Annotated in this window: 22 protein-coding genes and 1 tRNA gene; 15 read left to right on the top strand and 8 right to left on the bottom strand. The window is 61.6% G+C overall.

From position 1 onward, the window contains the following. Positions 1 to 435 precede the first annotated feature (435 nt). The 5 genes from AB3N21_RS21390 to AB3N21_RS21370 all read right to left on the bottom strand — a co-directional run bounded on the left by AB3N21_RS21390 (position 436) and on the right by AB3N21_RS21370 (position 6,946). Positions 436 to 615 carry a helix-turn-helix transcriptional regulator gene (locus AB3N21_RS21390; protein WP_367937103.1) on the bottom strand — a complete coding sequence of 60 codons (180 nt, stop codon included), beginning with the start codon at positions 613 to 615 and terminating at the stop codon, positions 436 to 438. 451 nt (positions 616 to 1,066) lie between these two features. After that, entirely contained in the window at positions 1,067 to 2,614 is a 1,548-nt protein-coding gene (locus AB3N21_RS21385; protein ID WP_367937099.1) for a S8 family serine peptidase, read from the bottom strand. Positions 2,615 to 2,631: 17 nt separating this feature from the next. Further along, positions 2,632 to 3,585: a phosphatase PAP2 family protein gene (locus AB3N21_RS21380; RefSeq protein ID WP_367937098.1), complete on the bottom strand. Its 954-nt coding sequence runs from the start codon at positions 3,583 to 3,585 to the stop codon at positions 2,632 to 2,634. A 36-nt stretch (positions 3,586 to 3,621) separates the two neighbouring features. Beyond that, positions 3,622 to 5,406 (bottom strand): SARP family transcriptional regulator, encoded by a 1,785-nt coding sequence (locus AB3N21_RS21375; RefSeq protein ID WP_367937097.1) that lies wholly within the window; start codon positions 5,404 to 5,406, stop codon positions 3,622 to 3,624. 415 nt (positions 5,407 to 5,821) lie between these two features. Next, positions 5,822 to 6,946, bottom strand: a complete 1,125-nt coding sequence (locus AB3N21_RS21370) for an ROK family transcriptional regulator (protein ID WP_367937102.1) — start codon at positions 6,944 to 6,946, stop codon at positions 5,822 to 5,824. A 307-nt stretch (positions 6,947 to 7,253) separates the two neighbouring features. On the opposite strand from AB3N21_RS21370, the gene AB3N21_RS21365 reads away from it, so the two are divergent. From AB3N21_RS21365 to AB3N21_RS21345, 5 genes are all read left to right on the top strand, one after another. Next, on the top strand, positions 7,254 to 8,222 hold the full coding sequence (locus tag AB3N21_RS21365) for a sugar ABC transporter substrate-binding protein (RefSeq protein ID WP_367937101.1): 969 nt from the start codon (positions 7,254 to 7,256) through the stop codon (positions 8,220 to 8,222). 110 nt (positions 8,223 to 8,332) lie between these two features. Continuing rightward, positions 8,333 to 9,406, top strand: a complete 1,074-nt coding sequence (locus AB3N21_RS21360; RefSeq protein ID WP_171177847.1) for an ABC transporter permease — start codon at positions 8,333 to 8,335, stop codon at positions 9,404 to 9,406. After that, on the top strand, positions 9,406 to 10,182 hold the full coding sequence (locus AB3N21_RS21355; RefSeq protein ID WP_367937096.1) for an ATP-binding cassette domain-containing protein: 777 nt from the start codon (positions 9,406 to 9,408) through the stop codon (positions 10,180 to 10,182). Before AB3N21_RS21360 ends, AB3N21_RS21355 begins: the two co-directional genes overlap by 1 nt. Continuing rightward, positions 10,179 to 10,817, top strand: a complete 639-nt coding sequence (locus tag AB3N21_RS21350; RefSeq protein ID WP_367937095.1) for an AAA family ATPase — start codon at positions 10,179 to 10,181, stop codon at positions 10,815 to 10,817. Before AB3N21_RS21355 ends, AB3N21_RS21350 begins: the two co-directional genes overlap by 4 nt. 257 nt (positions 10,818 to 11,074) lie before the next feature. Then, complete coding sequence (locus tag AB3N21_RS21345) at positions 11,075 to 11,539, top strand: GNAT family N-acetyltransferase (protein ID WP_367937094.1); 465 nt, start codon at positions 11,075 to 11,077, stop codon at positions 11,537 to 11,539. Between the two features lie 70 nt (positions 11,540 to 11,609). Here AB3N21_RS21345 and AB3N21_RS21340 read toward each other — a convergent pair. Next, positions 11,610 to 11,699, bottom strand: a tRNA-Ser gene (locus AB3N21_RS21340). Between the two features lie 77 nt (positions 11,700 to 11,776). Beyond that, positions 11,777 to 12,694 carry a LysR substrate-binding domain-containing protein gene (locus AB3N21_RS21335; RefSeq protein WP_367937093.1) on the bottom strand — a complete coding sequence of 306 codons (918 nt, stop codon included), beginning with the start codon at positions 12,692 to 12,694 and terminating at the stop codon, positions 11,777 to 11,779. 103 nt (positions 12,695 to 12,797) lie between these two features. Between AB3N21_RS21335 and AB3N21_RS21330 the strand changes: the two genes are divergently transcribed. Then, positions 12,798 to 13,922 carry an enolase C-terminal domain-like protein gene (locus AB3N21_RS21330; protein WP_367937092.1) on the top strand — a complete coding sequence of 375 codons (1,125 nt, stop codon included), beginning with the start codon at positions 12,798 to 12,800 and terminating at the stop codon, positions 13,920 to 13,922. An 11-nt stretch (positions 13,923 to 13,933) separates the two neighbouring features. Here AB3N21_RS21330 and AB3N21_RS21325 read toward each other — a convergent pair whose 3' ends face one another. Next, on the bottom strand, positions 13,934 to 14,449 hold the full coding sequence (locus AB3N21_RS21325; protein ID WP_171177856.1) for a winged helix DNA-binding protein: 516 nt from the start codon (positions 14,447 to 14,449) through the stop codon (positions 13,934 to 13,936). Between the two features lie 120 nt (positions 14,450 to 14,569). Here AB3N21_RS21325 and AB3N21_RS21320 point away from each other — a divergent pair, with 120 nt between their 5' ends. From AB3N21_RS21320 to AB3N21_RS21280, 9 genes are all read left to right on the top strand, one after another. Continuing rightward, positions 14,570 to 15,835, top strand: a complete 1,266-nt coding sequence (locus AB3N21_RS21320) for an NAD(P)/FAD-dependent oxidoreductase (protein ID WP_367937091.1) — start codon at positions 14,570 to 14,572, stop codon at positions 15,833 to 15,835. A gap of 37 nt (positions 15,836 to 15,872) precedes the next feature. Then, positions 15,873 to 16,850, top strand: coding sequence for a TRAP transporter substrate-binding protein (locus AB3N21_RS21315; protein ID WP_367937090.1), 978 nt, complete (start codon positions 15,873 to 15,875; stop codon positions 16,848 to 16,850). A 116-nt stretch (positions 16,851 to 16,966) separates the two neighbouring features. Further along, positions 16,967 to 17,497: a TRAP transporter small permease gene (locus tag AB3N21_RS21310; protein WP_367937089.1), complete on the top strand. Its 531-nt coding sequence runs from the start codon at positions 16,967 to 16,969 to the stop codon at positions 17,495 to 17,497. A 3-nt stretch (positions 17,498 to 17,500) separates the two neighbouring features. Then, positions 17,501 to 18,820, top strand: coding sequence for a TRAP transporter large permease (locus AB3N21_RS21305; protein WP_367937088.1), 1,320 nt, complete (start codon positions 17,501 to 17,503; stop codon positions 18,818 to 18,820). Between the two features lie 19 nt (positions 18,821 to 18,839). Further along, positions 18,840 to 19,760 carry a hypothetical protein gene (locus AB3N21_RS21300; RefSeq protein WP_367937087.1) on the top strand — a complete coding sequence of 307 codons (921 nt, stop codon included), beginning with the start codon at positions 18,840 to 18,842 and terminating at the stop codon, positions 19,758 to 19,760. Further along, positions 19,747 to 20,496 (top strand): allophanate hydrolase subunit 1, encoded by a 750-nt coding sequence (locus tag AB3N21_RS21295; protein ID WP_367937086.1) that lies wholly within the window; start codon positions 19,747 to 19,749, stop codon positions 20,494 to 20,496. The genes AB3N21_RS21300 and AB3N21_RS21295 overlap by 14 nt, the downstream gene beginning before the upstream one ends. Further along, entirely contained in the window at positions 20,493 to 21,491 is a 999-nt protein-coding gene (locus tag AB3N21_RS21290; protein WP_367937085.1) for a biotin-dependent carboxyltransferase family protein, read from the top strand. Before AB3N21_RS21295 ends, AB3N21_RS21290 begins: the two co-directional genes overlap by 4 nt. A gap of 11 nt (positions 21,492 to 21,502) precedes the next feature. Next, positions 21,503 to 22,264 (top strand): LamB/YcsF family protein, encoded by a 762-nt coding sequence (locus tag AB3N21_RS21285; RefSeq protein ID WP_367937084.1) that lies wholly within the window; start codon positions 21,503 to 21,505, stop codon positions 22,262 to 22,264. A gap of 288 nt (positions 22,265 to 22,552) precedes the next feature. After that, entirely contained in the window at positions 22,553 to 23,737 is a 1,185-nt protein-coding gene (locus AB3N21_RS21280) for a tyrosine-type recombinase/integrase (protein WP_367937100.1), read from the top strand. Positions 23,738 to 24,022: the final 285 nt, after the last annotated feature.

Below are 24,022 nucleotides of genomic sequence, written 5' to 3'. Positions count from 1 at the left end.
GATATCTATCACCAACGGAGTTCCTGATGAAAACTACCGCGCCAGCGCTTGAGACTCTTGCGGTCTCCACGCTGCCGCTCGACACTGACACCCAACCGGAAGATTCCAGATCAAACCGGCCCTGATCGCGGGGGAAGGTCAGCTTCATCACGCGTTTCGATTGATTATGCTATGCACCGCGAAGACATTCTTTGCTAAGCTCAAACCAGTCCGGACATTGTTCATGATATGTCTCGGTACTTTGTAAATACGCAATCGTGGCTGTACGAAGGCGGCGGGGTTCATACCATTGCCGTCCACCTTGCAAACGAAAATGCTTTGCCAGCGCGGCTCGTCAGTATAGCCCTGTATCCGCCAAGAACTGCAGCTCTGTTGTGAAGGCGACCCGAACTGTGCACGTCCGGGCCGCTAGGCTCCATTACGGAGCATCAGTGGTTACTTTCGAGCGAGTATGCGCTCATCGAGCCAATCCAACACTTCGCTTTCAACCCATCCCACCCGGTTCGAGCCCAGCTGTACCCTCTTCGGGAATTGGCCTGCTTTCTCCAGTCTGGCGATATGCTGAGGCGAATAGAGAACCAGCTCTCTGAGCGCCGTCTTCGACAGTAACCTCATCACGATAACTCCTTTGATAAGGAGCATCGCGATGCCCCGGTTGCGGTTGCCCGGTTCCAGGTCACTCAAAGATAGAGGATGATTGCTGATCTGACGAGGTTCTTATATGTTAAACAAAAGCCGGGAATGGACGTAATGTGGGTCGCGTTTTGGGCCTCGAACCTCCTAACGACTATCCGCTTGGGGGTATCATTGGGGGTATCAAGGAAAACCACACGGCGGATAAACCTTTGAAACCAAGTAGGTATATGGAGAATGGGAGTCCTCTCCTGGCACCAAATCGCTCCCCAAAGCCCTTCGAAACAACACGATAAGATCTGATGAGGCCTTGAGACCGCATCAGTGGCTCCACGTTCGAATCCTCTTACCTTGCCGTTGCTAAGTCGTCCCGACAGTGTCTAACCGGTCTGGCCCGTGTTGATACCAACAAGCTGGAAACGTCCAACACCCTTTATTTCAACACGACATCCAACGCGGCTTTGGCATCGACAAGGCCTGCTCCGAAGAAAAACTCCGGCGGGGCGGCGTCTTCGCCAAATGCGTTCATACTGTCCGTCCGCAGCGGCTTCAAATCCGCACCCACCGGTATTTCGCAACGAGCCGTTTCCGACAGCAGAGTTTTGATATCCCGCCCGTCGCGCCGGTTGGTGTCTTTGCCCGCCAGCCGCTCACCACGGCGCAGCAGGGCAACGACGCCGCCGACCAGCGCGCAGGCGCCGGACGTGCCTCCAAACAGGGTGTAATAGCCATCCTGCGCATTTTCGTCATCGACCTCGTCATCCGACCCCGATCCGGTGTCATAGCCGAAACGCCCACCAATATCGGTGCTGAGCAAGCCCATGTTGCAATAGGAATACTCTCCGGCCTCGTCGGGTTTCAGATACCCGTGCTTCTCGATGCTCTTCTCGGTTCCTCGGATCTGGTGGCGGTTGAAAACCGTCATGTCGTCGGACGGAGCGACCACCGTCAGCCCCTCACCGTAATTCGCATAGCCTGACCGGTAGCCATTGCCTGATACCGCGCCCACGGCGATGATGCCGTTTTCGCGGTTGGCAAGGTTCGCGGGGTAGAGCAACTGGCTTTCCCCCTCGTTGCCCGCCGCACACACGACCGGAACGTGTTTACTGATCGCCACAAGAAGCGCCTGCACGATGCGCCACAAGCGCCGGCCATTGGCAGAGGTCTGAGGCGCAGATGGGTCAATGGGCTCGGCATGCTCGTCCAGAATCCGGATGCGATCATGGAGGTCCGCCGCTTCTCTGTTCACCCAGCTTTCCAGATTGGCCTTGAAGTCATCCTTGGCCGAGTTGGAGTGGTCCGGGTCGGGCAATCCACGCGGCATCACGATGACGTCGGGGTTCTGATGCCATGCATAGAGCAGGGCCGCAATGAACTGCAGCGGGTCGTTGTCGAACCCGGTGCGCACTGAGACGAGATGCGAAAACGGATCGACACCGAAATAGGGCATCACACCCTCGGTCGGCTCACCCTTAGCGGGGCACACCTCCGGCCCGCCGACGATCAGCCCGCTGACTGCGGTGCCGTGTGACGAGAACAGTGCCTCAACATCTCCGTGCCGCCGCGCTCGGCCAGAGGAGCCTTCGAGATGCTGAACGACCTCTTCAAACAATGCGAGGTCGTCTGTGGGCAACCCTTCAAGGACAAGCGCGCTGGTATCGAGGCCCAGGAAGTTCTGCTGCGGCGCATCGGGGTCGGCCGCATCCTTCTTGAGCCTTGTGCCAAAGGGCGAACCGGTGAAATCAATTGACCGGGCGGGATCAACGCGCGTCTTCAGATTGGGATGCGCAAAATTGCAGCCCACGTCGATCAGGACAACGCAGGACGGGCTCATGTCCCCCTTGCGGGACAACCTGTCCCACAACGTATCGGCAAAGCCTTCGCCCTTTTCGTCCGGCGTGATGACCCCCAACGACACGAGATGCCAAAGATAATAATATTCATCCGGGACCGAAGCCGGTTTTTTATTGTCGTTTTTCAATGTCTTGAACTCCTGTCTCAAATCCATTCCTGCTGAACGGCCTGATAGCGGTCCGCAAAGGCCTCGGCGAAAAGCGGGGCAAAGCTCTTGGCCAGTTCCTGACCTGCTGCGGTGTCGCTGGGATAATGCAGCCCGGCCCATTCCCGGTTTTGCGCAACGTTCAACGCGACCTCGGATAAGGTCTGCGTCGCCGGATGTTCGGGCAAGATCGTGTTGAATGCGAACGCAATCGAATGACACTGGAACGAATGATTGCTGGGATACGCCTCATGTGCCGGGTTCGGCAGGACGGGCCGCAGGCGCGGTTCAACCTGATTGGGCCGCAGGCGTCCGAACAGGCCCTTGTAGTACAGGCCGATATACTCGGTCATGGTCAGCAGTTCCAGAAACAGCGCTTCGGTCGTTTCGAAACCGGCCAGCCCGTCGATGCCCAGCGGGCGGGTAAAGGCGGACAGATCCAGCGTGGCCTCCTGAATAATGTCGGGTGTGCGCTGGCGGCGTTCCTTTCGGCTTTTCTGCATCGCAAGCAGCACCTCGGTCTCCAACCGGCTGTGATCGGGACCGGGCGGCGGGGTCAGCACGATATCCGTCCATTCGCCCGGCATCCGGTCGGTCATGTCTCCCGACCCGGCGCGGTGCAGCCGCAACAGCGCCTCGGTCGGCATCAGGGCACCGCTCGAGCCCTGCGCGCTTGGTGCCATCACCTTGTTCTTGTTCTTATTTTTGTTCTTGTTCTTATTCTTGTTTTTGTTGAGCACCGATTTATTGAACGCGGACTTGTTCAGCACCATACGCACGGCACTGACGCCGCCCGCTCCCTGCGCACCCGTTCGGGTCTGAACCGAGATTTCCGTTTGGCCGTCAGCGGCCTCGTCAAACAGCAGCCCCTTGGGTCCGATCTGGATCTTGCTGACGGTCAGCAGCCCGGCCATTGTGCCGCATTCCGTGGATGTCTTTGTATCGTCTTTCATGAATCCTCCCCTTGAAATCAGTTGAACTTTGAAAACTCAGCGACCGCCAAAACCGGCTTTGCGCAGGCCCAGCAGAAAGTGCTGTCCCCCCTCGGTACCAAGACCGGGATATCCGCTTCCCCGCAGAACCTCGGTTGAAAAGTCCGGCTCGACATCCATCAGGCGCTGGCGCAGGCTTTCGACCATCTGAGCGTTGCCAAGATGGGCATGACTGGACACCAGATACCGCAGGATCGAGTTGAACTTCGGTCGTTGCACCAGGGCCTTCTCGCCGGCTTCAATCGCGCTCTTGTGGTCGCCCGCTAGCGTTGCCGCGATGCACTTGGTCGTGTCGAAATAGTAGCTGATCGGAGTATTCGCCCCCAGATGCTGCCCCCACGACGCCATGGCCAGCGCTTTGCCGTTATGGCCAGTATAGGCGTGCATCGTCGCATAAAGATCCCAGCCTATGGTCTGTTCGGGATCGAGCTTGAGCGCCCGTTCGAATAGGGATGCCGCAAGGTCGAACTCGCTGAAAAGGTAGGAATGGATATGGGCCGCAAGCGACAGCACCAAAGGGTCAAACTCGTCTTCCTCCAGCGCGCGGGTTGCATAATATTGCGCCTCGGAAATCAACGCGGCTGCGTCCGGTGAGAACCTCTGCCCAACCTGAAACGACTTCGAAAACGCCATCCAGGCATAGGTCTGGGCATTCGGCTGGTGTTTCAGAAGGCGGTTCAGCTTGTCCACCGCGCTGCTCAGCTGATCCACCGAAAGGCCGAAGATCTGATAGATGCACTCGATCAGCAGACCGGCGCTGGCCATGTCCTGTGTGGTGGCCGCAGCCTGCAACTGCCGCCCGATCTGGATCACTGTCTGGGACACCAGGCCGTTCAGATCCGGCACGGCGGCCTGAGCGAAGCTGTGCGGTGAAAACACCTGGCTCGAGGACCAGCTGGTCACCCCGTCCTCTGTCGAGACCAGTTCAATCGCAAGCCGCACGTTTTCGCCCTGCGGGATTTCGATGACACGCACCAGCAGGGGGATTTCTACATGACCGGCCCCCATCATTCTGCCTGCCGCAAGAAAGTCGTGACTGACGCGCATCGTGGGCACCCGGCCCATATCCTGCAGATTGCGCATCAGCTTGTCGCTCAGCAGCTTCGTGTAGCCTTGCGTCATCGGCGTATCTAGCAGCCCGATCGCCCATGAACCGGGCGCCTTGCGCAATGTAACCGGGGATGGGTCCGGCGTTGCAATATCCGTCTCGGCGGTGGGCCCGAATTCTGCTGCGGGCAGGACGCCATGATCAACCGACGTCACATCCGGCTCGTCAGGCTGCTCGGATTCCAGGGCCCTTCTTTCGAACCGGCGCCCCCAGATCTGCCGTTCCAGCGTCAGCCAGTTTTCGAATTCGGGATCGCAAATATCGAACCCTTCAAGGAAATCACCCGCCAATTTCGCCGGGCCGCTGGACGCTTCGGCTTGCCCGCCCTCAGCCTGCTCAACCAGATCAATGGCGTCCACGCGGACACGCGACAGATCCAGCGTCACCGAATAATTGTCCGAAATAAGGATGTCCTTATAGACCGGGCCGAAGTTCTTTCGGATATCCAGCAGGGCCTGCCGCAGGCTTGCCGATGCCTGATCCTCTCCCCGGTCGCTCCACAGCTTGTCGCGCAGCCAGACCCTGGATCGTGACCCGCGCGGCGCCAGGGCCAACATCGCCACCACGGCCTTGGATTTCTGACTTTTGGGGGTGAATGTGCGCCCCTGCTGATCGAGGACGGCAAAAGGCCCCATCAAAAAGATGTCCAAAGAAGCAGGCGGGTCGTTAACCATTGGTGAAACTCCTCGGGCAGAGCCGGGTTTGCGTGGTCTGCCCTGTATCTGTGCTGGAACATTAAACAATCTTGGGGTCCCCTGTAAAACTTGCGTTCCAAACATCCCATCGCCCTTGAACAAGCTTCTATTGATGAGTTGGATACCCCCAGCGCGTGAGCCAAGCGTGAAGCATGCGTCAACCAACACGGCCGGAGCCCCTCTAATCCACTGCCTGGCCATCTTTTTTGGGTCTTTTGGCGCGAATACGCGGTCGTTTGGCTCTTTTGCCCCTCAATCCGGATCGGCGTCGAATGCAGGTGCCGGAGCCACCGCGCGAGCGATTACGTCAGAAAACCGGGGCGGCCAGACCACCCGAGCAGCGCTTTGAACACGAGCTTGCCTGAGCCTGAAATAGACCGTCGTGCAGGGGAATCTATGCCTCGACCAGATATCTTTCCGACAGGGGCAAGCTCGCCGCGCCGAGTGCCCGCGCGTCGGGGCCGACCGAACCGGCGTCGATCCGGGGCCGCTCAAGGCCGGTCAGATTCAGCTTCGAAAGCTGATTGTCGACTTCGGCAATCAGGCGGTCTTTCACCGTCACCGGCATCCAGCCGTCGATCTTGACGCATTCAAAGTCGATCAGGCTGCAGGATGAGACAATCGCGTGCGCAAGCCCCCGCGCGGCGCCCTCGATCCAGTCTGTCAGCAGGTCGTCCGGCACATTCCAGTGCTCGGATTTCTCCCAAAGCAAGGCGGCATCATGACCTGCGGCAACCATCGCCCTTTCAAGGACATACAGGCTGGCCACGTCGATAAGCGGTTTCACCTGCCGGGTTGCGACCGGAACCGGCAACGGGCCAAGCGCCCCGGCATTTCCACGTCCCGAGTAGATCGAACCATTAAGCACGACACCGCCGCCGACAAAGTAGCCGACATAGAAATACAGAAAATCTCTGGGACCATCCGGCGGACCAAAAACCAGCTCTGCCCCGCACGCAGCGGTGGCATCGTTCTGAACGGACACCGGAATATCATGCGCCGCGGACAGATCCGCCCGCAGATCGGCGGTGCGCCACGCGTCCATTTTCTCCTGCGGAACCTGCAACGTCTGGGCCCAGTCCCAAAGGTAAAACGGCATCGCAATGCCCAGACCTGAAATGCGGTCCTTCGCGGCCTGAGGCATCGGTGAAATCAAATCGTTCAGGCTCGAATTCGCAAAGCTCAGTGTCGCATCGGGCGTGGGGTAACTATAGGTCTGCCTGGCCCGGTCCCGCACCTGTCCCAGAAAATCCGTCAGGACCAACTCGGCACTCCGCCGTCCGACTTTCAGGCCCAGGAAATACGCGCCATCCGGGTTGAGCCGCATCGGAACCGAGGGCTGCCCGACCTTGCCACGGACCGGCTCCCCCCTCAAAAGCAAGCCGTCGCTTTCCAGCTGGCGCATGATCACGGAAACGGTCTGCGCAGACAGGCCGGTCATTCTGGCAATCTCGGATTTCGCCAATGCCTGATGCTTGCGGACAAGCGACAGCACGAGGCGCTGATTATGCGCCCGCATGCCGCTCTGGTTGGTTCCGCGCACCTCGGAAACCCGCTCAACCGGATCGCCGCTCTGCCTTGCCTCTTCCGCCAATCATCCGCCCTCCTGGGCCTCAAGAATGTGAAAGACGGGCGGGCCTGTCAATAATAATTAAGAGTGATTTATTTATTGACTCACAATTCGAATCTTGTGATGGTTTTGGGTGTGGGATCGGGTCGAATTCCACCCGGTCGCTCAGATGCCCGCATGGGCAGGGGAGATAATGGGAGGATAAGCTTTGAAGATTTCAAAACTCGCCGGCGCGACAGCGCTGGCTCTCACTGCGATGTCAGCAAGCGCGTTTGCCGACACCACCGTGTGCCTGATCACCAAAACGGACACCAACCCGTTCTTCGTCAAGATGAAAGAGGGTGCGACCGCCAAGGCCGAAGAGCTTGGGATGACCCTGAAAGCCTTCGCAGGAAAGGTCGATGGCGATCACGAAACACAGGTTCAGGCCATCGAAACCTGCATTCTGGATGGCGCCAAGGGCATTCTGCTGACGGCCTCGGACACCTCGTCGATTGTACCAGCCGTCCAGCAGGCGCGGGATGCCGGCCTTCTGGTGATCGCGCTCGACACCCCGCTCGAGCCTATTGATGCAGCGGACGCGACCTTTGCCACCGATAATTTCCTGGCCGGGCTTTTGATCGGCCAATGGGCTAAGGCCACGCTTGGCGACGCGGCCAGTGACGCCAAGATCGCCACGCTGGATCTGGCGGTCAGCCAGCCCACGGTGGATGTCCTGCGCAATCAGGGCTTTCTGCAGGGCTTCGGCGTCGATCTGGCTGACCCGAACGTCATCGGCGACGAAAGCGATGCCCGTCTGGTCGGCAGTGACGTGACCGCGGGCAACGAAGAAGGCGGGCGCCGCGCCATGGAGAACCTGCTGGCCAAGGACCCGACCATCAACGTCGTCCACACCATCAACGAACCGGCGGCGGCTGGCGCCTATGAGGCACTCAAAGCAATCGGACGCGAGAATGACGTGTTGATCGTCTCGGTCGACGGCGGCTGCCCCGGCGTTCAGAACGTCGCGGACGGCGTTATCGGCGCGACCTCGCAGCAATACCCGTTGCTGATGGCATCCCTCGGCGTTGAGGCGGTCAAGAAATGGGCCGACGAAAGCGTCAAGCCCGAAAACACGCCCGGGAAAGACTTCTTCGACACCGGCGTTGCCCTGGTGACCGACAAGGCAGCCGACGGCGTCGAGTCGATATCGGTCAAAGAAGGGATGGACCTCTGCTGGGGTTGATCTGACCAACGGAGAGGCCTTGCTGCGGCCTCTCCTCGAAAATCCTTATTCTCAGCCGATTACTTGCTAGTGTTGTCTCAGGACGCACGCTTGAAGCATGGGGAAATCACATGTCCGATACCTCACACCAATCCGACGATTTTGAGGCCGCCGCACAAGGCAGCCCGGAACAGGTTGCAGAGTTCGACGATCATGGCCGGGGCTTTGTCGGCACGCTTCAGCACTTTCTGCATGTGAACCCGTCGCTGGTGCCGCTGATCGTTCTTGTGGCCGCCATCGTCATTTTCGGCATCCTGCTCGGAAGCAAGTTCTTCTCGCCCTTCGCGCTGACCCTCATCCTGCAACAGGTTCAGATCGTCGGCATCGTGGCCGCTGCGCAAAGCCTGGTGATCCTGACCGCCGGTATCGACCTCAGCGTCGGGGCGATCATGGTGATGTCGTCGGTGGTCATGGGGCAGTTCACCTTCCGATACGGTTTGCCGCCGTCGCTCGCCATCCTGTGCGGACTGGCGGTGGGCACCGCAATCGGCGCACTGAACGGGTTCCTGGTCAGCCGCATCAAACTGCCGCCCTTCATCGTCACGCTGGGCATGTGGCAGATCGTTCTGGCCGCGAACTTCCTCTATTCGCAAAACGAGACGATCCGATCGCAGGAGATCGAGGCCAACGCGCCGATCCTTCAGCTCTTCGGAACCAAGTTCAATGTCGGCGGCGCCGTGTTCACGGTTGGCGTCGTGTTCATGCTCGTCCTGATATTGGGGCTCGCCTATGCGCTCCGCCATACGGCCTGGGGCCGGCATGTCTATGCCGTGGGCGACGACCCCGAGGCCGCGGAACTGTCGGGGGTCAACGTTCATCGCACCCTCATGTCGGTCTACATGCTGTCCGGGCTGATCTGCGCCTTCGCAGGCTGGGCCCTGATCGGGCGGATCGGCTCGGTCTCACCGACCTCCGGCCAACTCGCGAACATCGAAAGCATCACCGCCGTGGTGATCGGGGGCATATCGCTCTTTGGCGGGCGCGGGTCGATCCTCGGCTCGCTCTTCGGCGCGCTCATCGTCGGGGTCTTCACGCTTGGCCTGCGGCTTCTGGGGGCGGATGCGCAATGGACCTTCCTGCTCATCGGCATGCTCATCATCGCGGCGGTCGCGGTCGACCAGTGGATCAGAAAGGTATCAGCCTGATGGAACCCATTCTCAAAGGACGAAACCTTGTGAAGCGCTACGGCAAGGTGACCGCGCTCGATCATTGCGACTTCGACCTGATGCCCGGGGAAATCCTGGCGGTGATCGGGGACAACGGCGCCGGGAAATCGACCCTGATCAAGGCGGTTTCCGGCGCGGTCACCCCGGATGACGGTGACGTTTGGCTGAACGGTCAGAAGGTGAACTTTCACTCTCCGATCGACGCGCGCGAGGCCGGTATCGAAACCGTCTACCAAACGCTTGCGATGTCCCCGGCCCTGTCCATCGCGGACAACATGTTCATGGGGCGGGAGATTCGCCGGAAAGGTCCGCTCGGCGCGTGGTTCAGAATGCTGGACCGTCCGGCCATGGAGAAGTTCGCCCGCGACAAGCTGAGCGAACTCGGCCTGATGACCATTCAGAACATCAATCAGGCGGTCGAAACCCTGTCCGGCGGGCAGCGTCAGGGCGTTGCGGTGGCCCGCGCCGCCGCCTTCGGGTCAAAGGTCATCATTCTGGACGAACCAACCGCCGCATTGGGCGTCAAGGAAAGCCGCCGCGTGCTGGAACTGATCCTCGACGTAAAGTCGCGCGGCATCCCGATCATCCTGATCAGCCACAACATGCCGCATGTGTTCGAGGTCGCCGACAGGATTCATGTGCACCGGCTGGGCAAACGCCTGTGCGTCATCGATCCGAAGGACTACACCATGTCGGACGCGGTGGCCTTCATGACCGGGGCCAAAGAGCCCCCGACCGAGGACAAGGCGGCGTGACCAGCGAAAGCTCGGCCCCGGACATCCTGGCACGGCAGATCGCCGATGCGGTCTGTGCGTTGCCCCCCGCGTCCGACCGGCGCCTGGTGGCCATCGCCGGCCCGCCCGGCGCCGGAAAATCGACCGTCACGGCGCTTGCGCAGCAGGAAATCCAAACCCGCGGCACACCAACCGGCATCATCTCCATGGACGGGTTTCACTACGACAACGCGATTCTGTCCGCCCGGGACCTGCTCCACCGCAAAGGCGCCCCCGAGACATTCGACGTCGCCGGATTCCGCGCCCTGCTTGCACGCCTGTTCGCCGAGGACGAAATCGCAATTCCCGAATTCGACCGGACCCTCGACAAGGCAATTGCCGCCCGGTCCGTCCTATCCCGGGATCAAAGGGTCATCCTTGTCGAGGGCAACTATCTCTTGCTGAACGCACCCGGGTGGTCCGATCTCCACGATCTATGGGCCTTGCGGGTGTTTCTGGAGGTCCCGCTGGAAACACTTGAGGCCCGGCTGACGGCCAGATGGGTAGAGCACGGTTTCGGCCCCGAGGAGGCAAGAGCCCGGGCACTGACCAACGACATCAAAAACGCCCGGCTTGTCCTCGAAAGCTCTGTGCCCGGCGACATTGCCCTGAAATAGTCCCGACGTTCTCTGCATTTCGACGGCCGCACGCCCTGTCGCTCACAACTCGTTCCCAGCCTGCGCGATGCTGTTGGCTACTCGGGTCGGCTCTTCGAATGCAACGGTCCCAACGCCAGCGATTGATTTCCGAGCGCAGGGCACGCCCGCCATCCGCGTTCTTTTCAAGAAGAGTGGGGCGGCGTCCACGAGCAGGTTGGCTCTCACTCGGGATCCGACACCTTCATCGAAGCACACGCACCTGATAAAGGTTGCCCATGACGGATTTTCGACTTTTGACGAAGGATACGCTGCGTCCGCTGGCGGCGCTTAACGTGCGCGAGGCACAGATCGGTTTCGTCGCATCAAATCTCATGACCATGGCGCAGTCGATCTTTGAACCAGGCTCCGAGATTTATGGCATCTGGAACGACGATATCCCAGTGGGGTTGCTGGCCATCGTCGACATGGCGCATCCAGAGGCGGACCTGGACGAAGGCGACGATCCGGACGGGATATACATCTGGCGGCTGATGGTCGATCAGGCCCACCAGGGTCGCGGGTACGGCCGGGCCGCGCTGGAGTTCGTAAAATCCCTGGCGCAAGAACGGGGCCGCTCAAAACTGATAATCAGCGTTGTCGACGAACCGGGAGGCGCAATGCCCCTCTACAAGGTATTCGGTTTCCGCCCGACCGGCAGAATAGCTCACGGTGAAGTTGAGATGAGCATGCAACTGGTTTGATTGCCACCCAAAGACCCGGGCATCACCCGAGCGGCGCTCACGCCCGCAGATGGGACAAAACGGTGATAAGTGGCGGAGACGAAGGGATTCGAACCCTCGAGACGGTTTCCCGCCTACTCCCTTAGCAGGGGAGCGCCTTCGACCACTCGGCCACGTCTCCGCCGACCCGTTTATGGTCTTCGCCGTCGAAGGACAAGAGCGAAAATCCATCCCCGCGCGATCCGTTGCAATTTGCCGTCACAGCTCGGGAACGCGGCCCGGCGGCACAGCCAGTTCCGTCATGCTGGCCGAGATCTGCTCCAGGAACTGCTCGCCAATCGCCGAGATCGGGCGGCCGCGGGCGGTGACGATGACCACGTCCAGCAGGATCTGCGGGACGAAGCGGCGCAGCACATAACCCTGCCGGTCGTCGCTCGACAGCGTAAACGGATCGACCAGCGTGACACCCAACCCCTGTTTCACCATGTTCAGCGCGTTGCGGAACAGGTCGGTGTGGCAGCGCACGCGCATGTTCACCCCGTCGCGGTGAAACGCCTCGCGTGCCCGACGGTTAACCATGTGGTCGGCGCCCATCACGATGAAAGGCACGTCGTCCAGCAGGCTGGGCGTCAGCACCTCATGCGTAGCCAGCGGGCTGCCCTCGGGAAGGGCGCACATGATCTCGAAGAAAAACGGGATGCGGTCCAGCCCGTCATGGCGGACCGGCAACTCGCAGATGCCGATCTCAAACAGGCCCGCGATCACCCATTCCTGGATCTTCGAGGAATACTGCGACTGAAACGCAATGGTCAGATGCGGCTTGTCGGCGGCAAAGCGGGCGATCTCGCCGGGCATGAAGCCGAAGGCCATGGCGTGATTGGTGGCGACCTGCAACTGCCCCGCCTTCTGGTTCTGCAGATCCACCACTGCCTGGTTCACGTGGTCCAGCCCGCGCACCACCGTGTCGATCTCTTCGAACAGCACCATCGCCTCGGGCGTGGGCAACAGCCGCCCCCGGCTACGCTCGAACAGTTTCAGCTTGGTCTTGCGCTCAAGCTGCCCCAGCAGGTTCGAGATCGCGGGTTGCGACACGCTGAGCTGCTCGGCAGCACCAGTAACGGTGCCGGTTTCGATAATGGCGTGAAAGGCCTGATAGTGGCGGAAATACGAGGACATATCACACAGCATATCATATTAAATGATACCTTTGGAAAATATTAATATTGGAAATGATGATTTCGACTCAGCACACTGTCCGCCAAGCTAAGGGGAGGACAGCGTGGATCTGTTGCAGACCATCACGGGTTTCGATCTGTGGCACCTTGCGCTGCCGGTTGTCTCGGCCCGCGATCACGGCATCGGCCGGGTCGAGGGCTCCTGCGAGATCGTGGTTCTGCGCCTGACCGCCGAGGGCGGCGCGCAAGGCTATGGCGAGGCCTCGCCCTGGTCGGTCTTCACCGGCACGCCCGAGGCGACCTATGCCGCGCTCGACCGCTATCTGCGCCCGCTGGTGCTGGGCCGCCGCGTCGGCGACCGCGCCGCGATCATGGCCCAGGCCACCCGCGCCGTCGCCCATTGCACCGAGGCCAAGGCGGCGCTGGAAACCGCGCTGCTGGACCTAGCCGGTCACATCACCGGTCAGCCGGTCTGGGCGCTGCTGGGCGGCAAATGCCGCAACTCCATCCCGCTTAGCTGCTCCATCGCCAATCCGGATTTCGACGCCGATATCGCGCTGATGGAGCGTTTGCGCGCAGACAAGGTGGGGCTGATCAAGCTCAAGACCGGGTTCAAGGACCACGCGTTCGACATCATGCGGCTGGAGCGGATCGCACAGGACTTCCCCGACTTTCGCGTGCGCGTCGATTACAATCAGGGGCTCGAAATCGAAGAGGCCATCCCCCGGGTACTGGACGCGGCGCAGTTCGAACCCGACTTCATCGAACAACCGGTGCGCTCTCACCACTATGACATGATGGCCCGGCTGCGCGGGCTGACGGATGTGCCGCTGCTCGCCGACGAAAGCGTGTTTGGCCCCGAGGATATGGTGCGCGCCGCGCGCGAGGGGATCTGCGACGGTGTCTCGGTCAAGATCATGAAATCCGGCGGGCTGACCCGGGGCCAGACCGTGGCCCGCATCGCCGCCGCCAACGGGCTGATGGCCTATGGCGGTGATATGTTCGAGGCCGGGCTGGCCCATCTCGCGGGCACCCACATGATTGCGGCCACGCCCGAGATTACGCTGGGCTGTGAGTTCTATCAGGCGTCATATTTCCTGACCGAGGATATCCTCGAAACCCCGTTCCGGGTCGAGGCGGGGCAGGTCGTGGTGCCCGACGGCCCGGGTCTGGGCGCACGGCCCGATACGGACAAGCTGGATCACCACGCGGTGCGGAGGTCGGGATGATCCGCCGCGCGTCAATAGGCCGTCGCCGCGCGCGCCGCCTGGTCGTACTGGCCGGACATCAGCCGCATCAGCGCGGACATGCGGCGCATCTGCTCGGGCTCGATCCCCAGCTCATCCATCGCCTCCAGCAGCAGGCTCTCGCGAATCTCGCGGTAGCGGTCGCAGGCCTCGGCGCCCTTTTTGGTCGCCTCCACCGTCTTTTCCTTGCCCAACCGCCCCTCGGCCACCAGCCCCGCCTTGCTCAGCTTCTTGATCGCGTAATTGACCGTGTGCGTGTCCTCGACATTCAGCACCAGGCAAATGTCCGCCAGCTTCTTGGGCCGGTCGCGGTGCCGCACCGTGTGCAGCACCAGCACATCCAGCGAGGACAGCTCGGGATACCCGGCAGCCGCCATGGCACGCACCGTCCAGCGGGCAAAGGCATGGCCTGCGATGATCAGGCCGAACTCGAATTCCGAAACTTCCGGAAAGCTGCCCTCGGCAAGATGCGCCGAGGAAACCACCGGGCCAATTTTGGTGTCTGACATGGGGAAACGGTACAAGACACAAATGATTTGTCAACATTTTGTTGACGTTTTATTAATGTGTGGCATTCTACCGGCCATCGAATCGCGTCCGGTGCGGGTTTCTGCCGGCAGGGGGGTTCAATGACCGACACGCAAAAGACCATTGCCATCATCGGCGCCGGGATCGTCGGCGTCTCGACGGCGCTGTGGTTGCAGCGTGACGGGCACAAGGTCATTCTGATCGACCGCAAGGGCCCGGCCGAGGGCGCCTCGTTCGGCAATGGTGGCATTCTGGCCTCGTGCTCGATCGTGCCGGTGACCGTGCCGGGGCTGCTGCCCAAGGCGCCCAAGATGCTGTTCAGCCCGAACCAGCCGCTGTTTCTGAAATGGGGATACCTGCCGAAACTGGCGCCGTGGCTGCTGAAATATCTGGGCCATGCCAACGCTGCCGACACCGCCCGCGCCGCCGCCGCCCTGACCCCCATCGTGGGCGACAGCCTGCAGGACCATCTCGCACTGGCCCAGGGAACGGGCGCCGAGAAATGGATCGAGCCCAGCGACTACGTCTTCGTCTATGACGACCGCGCCCATTTCGAAAGTGACGCGTTCGGCTGGAACCTGCGGCGCGAGCACGGGTTTCAGTGGGACGAGTTCGAGGGACAGGCCTTCCGCGACTACGACCCGGTCTACTCACCGGATCTTGGCTTTGCCGCGCGGCTCAAAGACCACGGCCGCATCCGTGACCCGGGCCGGTACATCAAAGATCTTGCCGATCACATGGTGGCGCAGGGCGGTGAGTTGATCATCGCGGATGTCGAGGACATCGCCCGCGAGAACGGGCAGGTCACCGGCGTCCGCGCGGGCGGGCAGGTGATTGCCTGCGACGCTGCCGTCATCGCCTCGGGCGTGTGGTCCGGACCGCTGGCCAAAAAGCTGGGGCTCGAGGTGCCGCTGGAATCCGAACGCGGCTATCACATCGAATTCTGGGAGCCGTCGGTGATGCCGAAGACCCCGGTCATGGTCGCCGCCCGCAAATTCGTCGCCACCCCGATGGAGGGCCGGTTGCGTCTGGCCGGTGTGGTCGAGTTCGGCGGGACCGAGGCCGAGGCCTCGAAGGCGCCCATCGAACTGTTGCGCCGCAACGCCGCCGCCGTCTTCCCGGGGCTCAAGGCAAGCCACGTCACCGAATGGCTGGGCCACCGCCCGGCACCCGCAGACTCGATTCCGGTGATCGGCGAGTTGCCCCACATCAAGGGCGCCTTCACCGGCTTTGGCCACCACCATATCGGGCTGACCGGCGGTCCTAAGACCGGCCGCATCCTGGCCCAACTCATCTCGGGAAGACAGCCCAATGTTGACCTGAGCGTCTATTCACCGGCACGCTACACGAAGGCCGGGCACCAATAACAACGCAGTACAAAACGGATAAACAAGGGAGAATACCATGTACAAAACGGCACAATTGATGGCGGCAACCGCGCTGACGGCGGTCTCGGCGACGGCCACGCTGGCGGAAACCTGGGACATGCCGATGGCCTATTCGGCGTCGAACTTCCACTCGGCCACCGGCGCCGAGTTCGCCAAATGCGTGACCACCGGCACCGGCGGCGAGCTTGAAATCGTCACCCACCCGTCGGGCTCTCTGTTCAAGGGCGCCGACATCAAGCGGGCGATCCAGACTGGTCAGGCCCCCATTGGCGAGCGTCTGCTGTCGGGCCACCAGAACGAAAACGCGCTCTTCGGCTTCGACTCGATCCCGTTCCTGGCCACCTCGTTCGAGGACAGCGACAAGCTGTGGAAGGCCGCTAAACCGAGCCTTGAAAAGCTGCTAGCCGAGCAGAACCTGACCCTGCTTTATGCCGTGCCATGGCCGCCGCAGGGCCTTTATTTCAAGAACGAGGTAACCTCGGTCGCCGAGATGAAAGGCATCAAGTTCCGCTCGTACAACAACGCCACTTCGCGCCTTGCCGAGCTGACCGGCATGTTGCCGGTGACCATCGAAGCCGCCGAGATCAGCCAGGCCTTCGCCACCGGCGTGGCCGAGTCGATGGTGTCGTCCGGCTCCACCGGATACGACCGTAAGGTCTGGGAAAGCCTGAGCTATTTTTACGAAGTGGATGCCTGGCTGCCGCGCAACTACGTGATGGTGAACTCGGATGTCTGGGCCGACACCTCGGACGCCCACAAGAACGTCATCAAGGGCTGCGCGGAGCTGGCCGAGTATGCGGGCAACTGGCGCGCCAAGGAATACACCGGCTTTACTCTGCAAGGCCTGCGTGACGGCGGCATGACCGTTGGTCCCGCATCTGAACAGATGGTGGGTGAGCTGAAGGAAATCGGTGTGACCATGACCAACGAATGGCTGGAAGCCGCCGGTGAAGAAGGCAAGGCCATCGTCGACGCCTTCATGGCCGAACAGTGAAACAGGTCTCCGGGCGGCTTGTGCGCCGCCCGGATGCCATCAGCGCTCCTGCCCCGGGTCACGTTCCGGACGGGTGAAGCGCCACAAAACATACATGAGAACGAAGGGGGACCGACATGGCCGCCGCACGTGCGCTCCGATCCATAATGGATGTCATCTACCGACTTGCCGAAATCTTCGCCGCCCTCTGCATGATCGCCATTCTGGTGCTGATCGTGTTGCAGATGCTGGCCCGGTGGTCCTCCGAAGTGTTCCCGGGCGCGCCGGAATACGCCGCCTATTTCATGGCCGCCGCCTCGTTCCTGGGCTTTGCCGCCGCGCTGAACCGCGGCTCGCATATCCGGGTATCGCTGCTGCTGAACGCGGTCGGGCCCACCATGAAACGCTATGTTGACATCTGGTGTTTCACCATTGCTGCCGCCACCATCTGGTATTTCTGCTGGCATGCCCGCCAGTTTGTCTTTTGGTCGTGGAAATTCAACGACATAAGCCAGGCGCAGGACAAGACCGCGCTGTGGATCCCGCAATCGGTCATGGTGATCGGCGGCGTCATTCTGGCCATCGCGCTAACCGATCACCTGCTGCATCTGATCTTCCGGGGGCATCACCGCATCGAGCACGACAACGTCGAAACGCAGGAGGTCTGAGCGATGGATTATGTCGTACTCGTCATCATCTTCCTCGCCGTCTTGTTCCTGCTTCTGGGCAGCGGCGTCTGGGTCGGCATCGCCATGATGGGCGTAAGCTGGGTCGCGCTTGAGCTGTTCTCGAACTCGCGCACCATCGGGCAGGATATGGTCAGCCAGATCTGGGCGGCCTCGAAATCCTGGGAACTGGCAGCGCTGCCGATGTTCATCTGGATGGGTGAGATTCTGTTCCGAACCCGATTGTCCGAGGACATGTTCAAGGGGCTGTCGCCCTGGATGGCGCGCCTGCCCGGCGGGCTGGTTCACGCCAATATCGTCGGCTGCACCGTCTTTGCCGCCGTTTCCGGTTCGTCCGCCGCGACGCTGACCACCGTCGGCAAGATGTCGATCCCGGAACTGCGCAAGCGCAACTACCCCGAGACCATGACCATCGGCACGCTGGCTGGTGCGGCAACGCTGGGCCTGATGATCCCGCCCTCGCTGACGCTGATCGTCTACGGCGTGACCATCGACGGGGTGTCGATCATCAAGCTGTTCTTCGCGGGCGTCCTGCCGGGCCTCGTGCTGGCGGCGATGTTCATGATCTACGTGGCGGTCTATTCCAAGGTGTCGTCCAACTGGAACCCGAACGAAGAAAACGGCATGAGCTTCACCGACAAGCTCAAGAACTCGCGCTTCCTGATCCCGGTGATCCTGCTGGTCCTGATTGTCATCGGCTCGATGTATATGGGCTTTGCCACCCCGACCGAGGCCGCGGCCATCGGCGTGATCGGAGCATGGGTGCTAGCATTGGCGCAAGGGTCGCTGAACTGGAAGACCTTCAGCGACTCCACCATCGGCGCGGTGCGCACCTCGGCCATGATCGCGCTGATCCTGGCCGGGTCGGCGTTTCTGAAATTCGCCATGGCCAAGACCGGCCTGCCCAAGGAACTGGCCGAGGTCATCGCCAGCTGGGAATTCTCGAAATTCTGGCTGCTGATGGTGCTCTTGGTGTTCTACATCATCCTGGGTTGCTTCCTTGACGGCATCTCGACCGTGGTTCTGACCATGGCAGTGCTGGAACCGGTAGTGCGCAATGCGGGCATCGACCTGATCTGGTTCGGTATCTTCATCGTGGTGGTAGTCGAGATGGCGCAGATCACGCCGCCCATCGGGTTCAACCTGTTCGTGATGCAGGGCATGACGCATCACGAGATGGGCTTTATCGCCCGGGCGGCCTTCCCGATGTTCATGATCATGGTGCTGATGGTCTTTGTGCTGATCGCGTTCCCGGATCTGGCCACCTGGCTGCCGGATAACCTGCGATCCGGTCCAAACGGCTAGCGACCCCGGGGAGAGGACCATGCAACAGGGGCTGGCGTTCATCGCCCGTCACGGCAAGCTCGGCCTGATCGCGGGTCTTCTGGCCGGGCTTGCACTGCCGGATCTGGCGGCAAAGCTACGGCCATGGATTCCCGAGATGGTGGCGTTCCTGCTGTTCCTCACCGCCTTTCGCATCGGGCCTGTCGAGGCCGCTGGCGGGCTCGACGCGCTGACCCGGACCACCGGTTCGGTTCTGGTTCTGCAACTGCTTCTGCCGCTGGGCTTTCTGGTCGGTCTGCGCCTGCTGGGCCTGCCCCTGACGCCGCTCGCCATGGCCATCGCGCTGGTGCTGGCCGCGCCTTCGGTCACCGGTTCAGCCAATTTCGCGATCCTGCTGGGCCACGATCCGGCCCCGGCGCTGCGGCTGCTGATCCTCGGCACCGCCGCGCTGCCGCTGACCTGCATCCCGGTGTTCTGGCTGCTGCCCGAGTTCGGCAACCTGCCTGCAGTGCTGGTAGCCGCTGCACGCCTGCTGGCGGTGATCCTCGCCGCCGCCGGGCTGGGTTTTGCCCTGCGCCACTGGGGCGCCCGGCAGCTCAGCGAGCTGAACCGGCGCGCGGTGGACGGGCTGACCGTGATCGCGCTGGCTGTCATCGTCATTGCCCTGATGTCTGCCGTCCGCCCGGCCATGACCGAAAAACCCGCCGAGCTTGCCTTTTGGCTCTTGGCCGCGTTTGGGATCAATTTCGGCACCCAGATCGCCGCATACCTGATCCTGCGCGCACGTAACCGCGCTGATGCCGTGCCCACCGCCATCGTCGCGGGCAACCGCAACTTTGCGCTGTTTTTCGTGGCGCTGCCGCCCGAGGCCACCGACCCGCTTTTGATCTTTCTTGGCTGCTACCAGTTCCCGATGTATCTGACACCGACCCTGTTGCGGAGGCTCTATGACCCACGCTGACCCCTTTCCGCTGGTGCGCAATGTCGGGCTGGACGGGATGCTCGTGACGTTCGCCGACAGCATGACCGAACCCTCGAACCGGGCCGCACTGGCCTTTCGCGGTGCGATGGAGGCCGAAAGCTGGAATGGGGTGATCGAAACCTCGACCTCGCTCGCCTCGGCCTATCTGCGGTTCGACCCTCTGACCCTGCCCCATGCCGAGGCCGAGGCCCGCCTGCGTGCCCTGCTCGCCACCCGCGACTGGTATGCGGCCGCCTTGCCGTCGGGTCGCAAGCTGTGGCGGGTGCCGACCGTCTACGGTACCGAACTTGCGCCCCAGCTCGAAGATGCGGCTGCGGCCGCGGGCCTGTCGGCCGCCGAGGCCATCGCCCGGCTGTCTACGTCCCGTGTCCGGGTGCTGACCATCGGCTTTGCCCCCGGGCAGCCTTATCTCGGCCCATTAGGCCCTGAGTTCGACATTCCCAGGCTGAAGGAACTGAACCCACGGGTGCCAGAAGGCGCGCTGGTGCTGGCGATCTCTCAGTTCGTGCTATTCTCAGGCCCCACTCCCACCGGCTGGCGCCATGTCGGCCAGACCGCCATCCGCTTGTTCCAGCCGGATCGCGCGCGCACCTTCTTGCTCAATCCCGGCGACGAGATGCAGTTTCCCGCCGTGACACCGGAAGAACTGGCCGAGATAGAGGCGCGCGATACCGAAGGCGCCGGCGGCGCGCAGGTCCAGGAGATCGCGGCATGAGCCTGATCGTCCGCCGCATCGGCGCAGCCTGCACCATTCAGGATCAGGGGCGGGACGGGTACCTGGATCAGGGCCTGTCGCGCTCGGGCGCTGCCGACTTGCTGGCCCTGCATGAAGGCGCGGCGCTGCTGGGCCAGAGCCCCACGCGTGCAGCACTGGAAATGGCCGGGATGGGGGGCGATTTCGAGGCAATGCAGGACGTCCGCATTGCTCTGACCGGCGCGCCAATGCAGGCCAGTATCGACGGCAGCTCCGTCCCGTGGAACGCCTCGCACCTGCTGCTGAAGGGTCAACGCCTGACCCTGGGCGCGGTGCTGCGCGGCGCCTACGGCTATCTCCATCTCGGCGGCGGCATCGTAACCGAACCGTTCCTCGGCTCCCGCTCGACCCATCTGACCGCCAAGCTGGGCGGTATGGTCGCTGCGGGTGACACCTTGCCTGCAGGCCCCGACAGCGGCGACACGGGGATGAAACTCACCCCCACCGAGCGCTTCTCGGGCGGCACCCTGCACATCGTGCCCAGCTTTCAGACCGCGCTGTTCGACCAGCCCACACTCAATCGCTTCGAGCAGACGGAATTCCGGCGTGGCGCCCGCGCAAACCGCATGGGCATGCAGCTCGACAGCGGCGGCGAGGGTTTCGCCGCGCAAGGTCAGCTCAACATCCTGTCCGAGGTCATCACCCCCGGTGACATCCAGATGACCGGCACTGGCAACCCGTTCATCCTGCTGCCCGAATGCCAGACCACCGGCGGCTATCCCCGCATCGCCACCGTCCTGCCCTGCGACATGTCGCGCGCGGCCCAAACCCCGGCGGGTGGTACAATCCGGTTCCAATTCGTGACGCTGGATGAAGCCGCAACCCTGCAAGGGGCCTTTCAAAAAGACCTCGCCCGGCTATCTTCCCGGGTTGAACCCCTGATCCGCGACCCGCATGACATTCCCGACCTTCTGTCCTACCAATTGATCGGCGGAATGATCTCTGCCACCGAATGAGGAGCCCGCACATGCCCCAAGTCGATCTGAACGCCGATATGGGCGAGAGCTTTGGCCCATGGAAGATGGGCGATGATGAGAGCCTGCTGAAGATCATCACCTCGGCCAACATCGCCTGCGGGTTTCACGCGGGGGACCCGGATGTAATGGCCAAGACCATGGCGCTGGCCGCCGAGAACGGCGTGGGGATCGGCGCCCATCCGGGGTTTCCGGACCTGCAGGGCTTTGGGCGGCGCAACATGAAGGTGCCGCACGCAACCTTGCGCAATCTTGTCCGCTATCAGCTTGGTGCGGCGCGCGGCATGGCCGAGGCGGTGGGCACGAGGGTCCGGCATCTCAAGCTGCACGGGGCGCTGGCCAACATGTGCTCGATCGATCTGGACATGGCGCGGGCCTGCTATCAGGGCGCGCTGGATGTCGACCCGGACATCATCATCATGGTGCTGGCGGTGACAAAACAGGAAGAGGCGGTGCGCGAACTGGGCTGCAAATGGGTGGGCGAGATCTTTGCCGACCGCGCCTATAACGACGACGGCACGCTGGTCGACCGCGCGCTGCCAGGTGCGGTGATCCACGACCCCGAGGTGGCGGGCCCGCGCATCCTGAACATGGTCCGCGAAGGCGCGATCATCACCGAAAGCGGCAAGCGGCTGGAGAGCTCGATCGACACGATCTGCCTGCATGGCGACGGCCCGACGGCGGTGAAGATCGCCCGGTGGGTCCGATCCTGCCTGATCGAGGGGGGGGGCGAGGTGACGAAGTTCGAGCGGTAATGGCCATATTTCAACACCAGAAGCGCCCCTTTGGGCTCTAATGCGTTGTAATAATGTAAGGAAAGTTGGTTGCGGGAGCAGGATTTGAACCTGCGACCTTCAGGTTATGAGATAGCCACGGGCAACTTGCACTGGTTACGCCCACTTTGGCCCCCTTACCCTATCTTGTTGGAATCTCTTATTTTTAATTGACGCCCGCTGCGCCCAGCTTCTACGCCTTACCCCAAGATTTGCTTCCAGTTGCTTCCACAATGCTTCCACGGGGCGAACAAAGGGAAAGGAATGAGCATGCCAAAACTGACCAAACGCGCCGTGGATACGCTACAGCCAGAGGCCAGCGATTACTTTGTCTGGGACAGCCAGATTGCCGGGTTCGGCGTGCGCGTCATGCCGTCCGGCGCCAAGACCTATCAGGCGCAATATCGAAAAGGCGGCAGAACCCGGCGTGTCTCTGTTGGTCGGCATGGCAAGATCACCGTGGACGAGGCGCGCAAGCTGGCAAAGGAGATCATGGGGCAGGTCGCGCGTGGTGATAACCCCGCCGAAGAGATTGCCCAGCATCGCCGCGCCCCCACCGTCGCCGCATTGTGCGAGCGGTTCTTTGACAGTCACGTGAAGGAGCGATGCAAAGCCTCCACCCAAGGCGAGTATCGTCGCGCCATTGACCTTTTCATTGTTCCAGCAATGGGCAGTTTCAAAGTGGTGGATGTGGAACGGAAAGACGTCGCCGAACTGCACCACAAATTCCGGGACAAGCCCTATCAGGCCAACCGGACGCTGGGTGTGCTGTCGAAGATGTTCAACTTGGCGGAAATCTGGGGATTGCGCCCGGACGGGTCGAACCCTTGCCGCCATGTGCCGAAATATCGCGAACAGAAACGCGAGCGGTTTCTGAGCCAGCACGAATTGCAACGGCTGGGACAAGTGCTGTCGGAGGCAGAACGGGACGGCTCAGAGTCGCCCTATATCATTGCGGCCTTCCGATTGCTGATCCTGACCGGCTGTCGCCTTGGCGAAATCCAGACCCTGCAATGGTCTTTCATCACGGACACTGGAATGGAGCTGCCAGACACCAAGACCGGCGCGCGGCGCATTCCCCTGCCGCAAGCGGCCAGAGCGGTTCTGAGCGCCCTCCCCCGGCTTCCTGACAACCCGTATGTGATCGTCGGTAAGGTTCCGGGCAAATACGCCACCGACTTGCAGCACCCGTGGCGGCGCATCCGCGCCCGAGCAGGCTTGCACGATGTCCGCATCCACGACCTGCGCCATACCTATGCGTCGAACGCAGTATCGTCGGGCATGCCGATCCAGATGGTCGGGCGGTTGTTAGGTCACAGCCAAATTCAGACGACCATGCGGTATGCACATCTTGCTGATGACCCGGTGAGGCGGGCAGCAGAGGAAAACGCAGCACGGCTCGATGCACTGGTTGGCACACCAGACACTGGCTACAGATTACGGGTGGTCAGATGAACGAGTGACGTCCTACGTATACATAAGGTTACGTTACATAGGGGTGAGCGTGGACATTACCTTACATAGGAGATTGATCAGCTTCTGCCCATACCCCGGGTAGGCGGAACCAACCGTGAGGCGACGGCACGGAAAGGCAACTTTGAGCCCAATGTGTTCGATGCTGCGCCTCGAAAGAATGTCTGCAATAGTGATGGGATCATCTGATCCGATAATTCCGGCAGGACACACCATGAAGTTTGTGAACCCGCTTCCCTTTGTGAAAGACATAGAGAAGTCCAAATG

It is taken from the genome of Ruegeria sp. (assembly GCF_040830605.1).
In the GTDB taxonomy this organism is placed as follows: domain Bacteria; phylum Pseudomonadota; class Alphaproteobacteria; order Rhodobacterales; family Rhodobacteraceae; genus Ruegeria.
This window is presented reverse-complemented; position numbering and strand designations above follow the sequence as displayed.

Excerpts from the sequence above, each read along its gene's own strand:
- AB3N21_RS21335 (WP_367937093.1), bottom strand. The coding sequence starts at position 12,694 with ATGTCCTCGTATTTCCGCCACTATCAGGCCTTTCACGCCATTATCGAA.
- AB3N21_RS21295 (WP_367937086.1), top strand. The coding sequence starts at position 19,747 with ATGACCCACGCTGACCCCTTTCCGCTGGTGCGCAATGTCGGGCTGGAC.
- AB3N21_RS21280 (WP_367937100.1), top strand. The coding sequence starts at position 22,553 with ATGCCAAAACTGACCAAACGCGCCGTGGATACGCTACAGCCAGAGGCC.
- AB3N21_RS21320 (WP_367937091.1), top strand. The coding sequence starts at position 14,570 with ATGACCGACACGCAAAAGACCATTGCCATCATCGGCGCCGGGATCGTC.
- AB3N21_RS21300 (WP_367937087.1), top strand. The coding sequence starts at position 18,840 with ATGCAACAGGGGCTGGCGTTCATCGCCCGTCACGGCAAGCTCGGCCTG.
- AB3N21_RS21345 (WP_367937094.1), top strand. The coding sequence starts at position 11,075 with ATGACGGATTTTCGACTTTTGACGAAGGATACGCTGCGTCCGCTGGCG.
- AB3N21_RS21310 (WP_367937089.1), top strand. The coding sequence starts at position 16,967 with ATGGCCGCCGCACGTGCGCTCCGATCCATAATGGATGTCATCTACCGA.
- AB3N21_RS21325 (WP_171177856.1), bottom strand. The coding sequence starts at position 14,449 with ATGTCAGACACCAAAATTGGCCCGGTGGTTTCCTCGGCGCATCTTGCC.
- AB3N21_RS21375 (WP_367937097.1), bottom strand. The coding sequence starts at position 5,406 with ATGGTTAACGACCCGCCTGCTTCTTTGGACATCTTTTTGATGGGGCCT.
- AB3N21_RS21285 (WP_367937084.1), top strand. The coding sequence starts at position 21,503 with ATGCCCCAAGTCGATCTGAACGCCGATATGGGCGAGAGCTTTGGCCCA.
- AB3N21_RS21355 (WP_367937096.1), top strand. The coding sequence starts at position 9,406 with ATGGAACCCATTCTCAAAGGACGAAACCTTGTGAAGCGCTACGGCAAG.
- AB3N21_RS21370 (WP_367937102.1), bottom strand. The coding sequence starts at position 6,946 with ATGCGGGCGCATAATCAGCGCCTCGTGCTGTCGCTTGTCCGCAAGCAT.
- AB3N21_RS21315 (WP_367937090.1), top strand. The coding sequence starts at position 15,873 with ATGTACAAAACGGCACAATTGATGGCGGCAACCGCGCTGACGGCGGTC.
- AB3N21_RS21305 (WP_367937088.1), top strand. The coding sequence starts at position 17,501 with ATGGATTATGTCGTACTCGTCATCATCTTCCTCGCCGTCTTGTTCCTG.
- AB3N21_RS21390 (WP_367937103.1), bottom strand. The coding sequence starts at position 615 with ATGAGGTTACTGTCGAAGACGGCGCTCAGAGAGCTGGTTCTCTATTCG.
- AB3N21_RS21365 (WP_367937101.1), top strand. The coding sequence starts at position 7,254 with ATGTCAGCAAGCGCGTTTGCCGACACCACCGTGTGCCTGATCACCAAA.
- AB3N21_RS21360 (WP_171177847.1), top strand. The coding sequence starts at position 8,333 with ATGTCCGATACCTCACACCAATCCGACGATTTTGAGGCCGCCGCACAA.
- AB3N21_RS21380 (WP_367937098.1), bottom strand. The coding sequence starts at position 3,585 with ATGAAAGACGATACAAAGACATCCACGGAATGCGGCACAATGGCCGGG.
- AB3N21_RS21290 (WP_367937085.1), top strand. The coding sequence starts at position 20,493 with ATGAGCCTGATCGTCCGCCGCATCGGCGCAGCCTGCACCATTCAGGAT.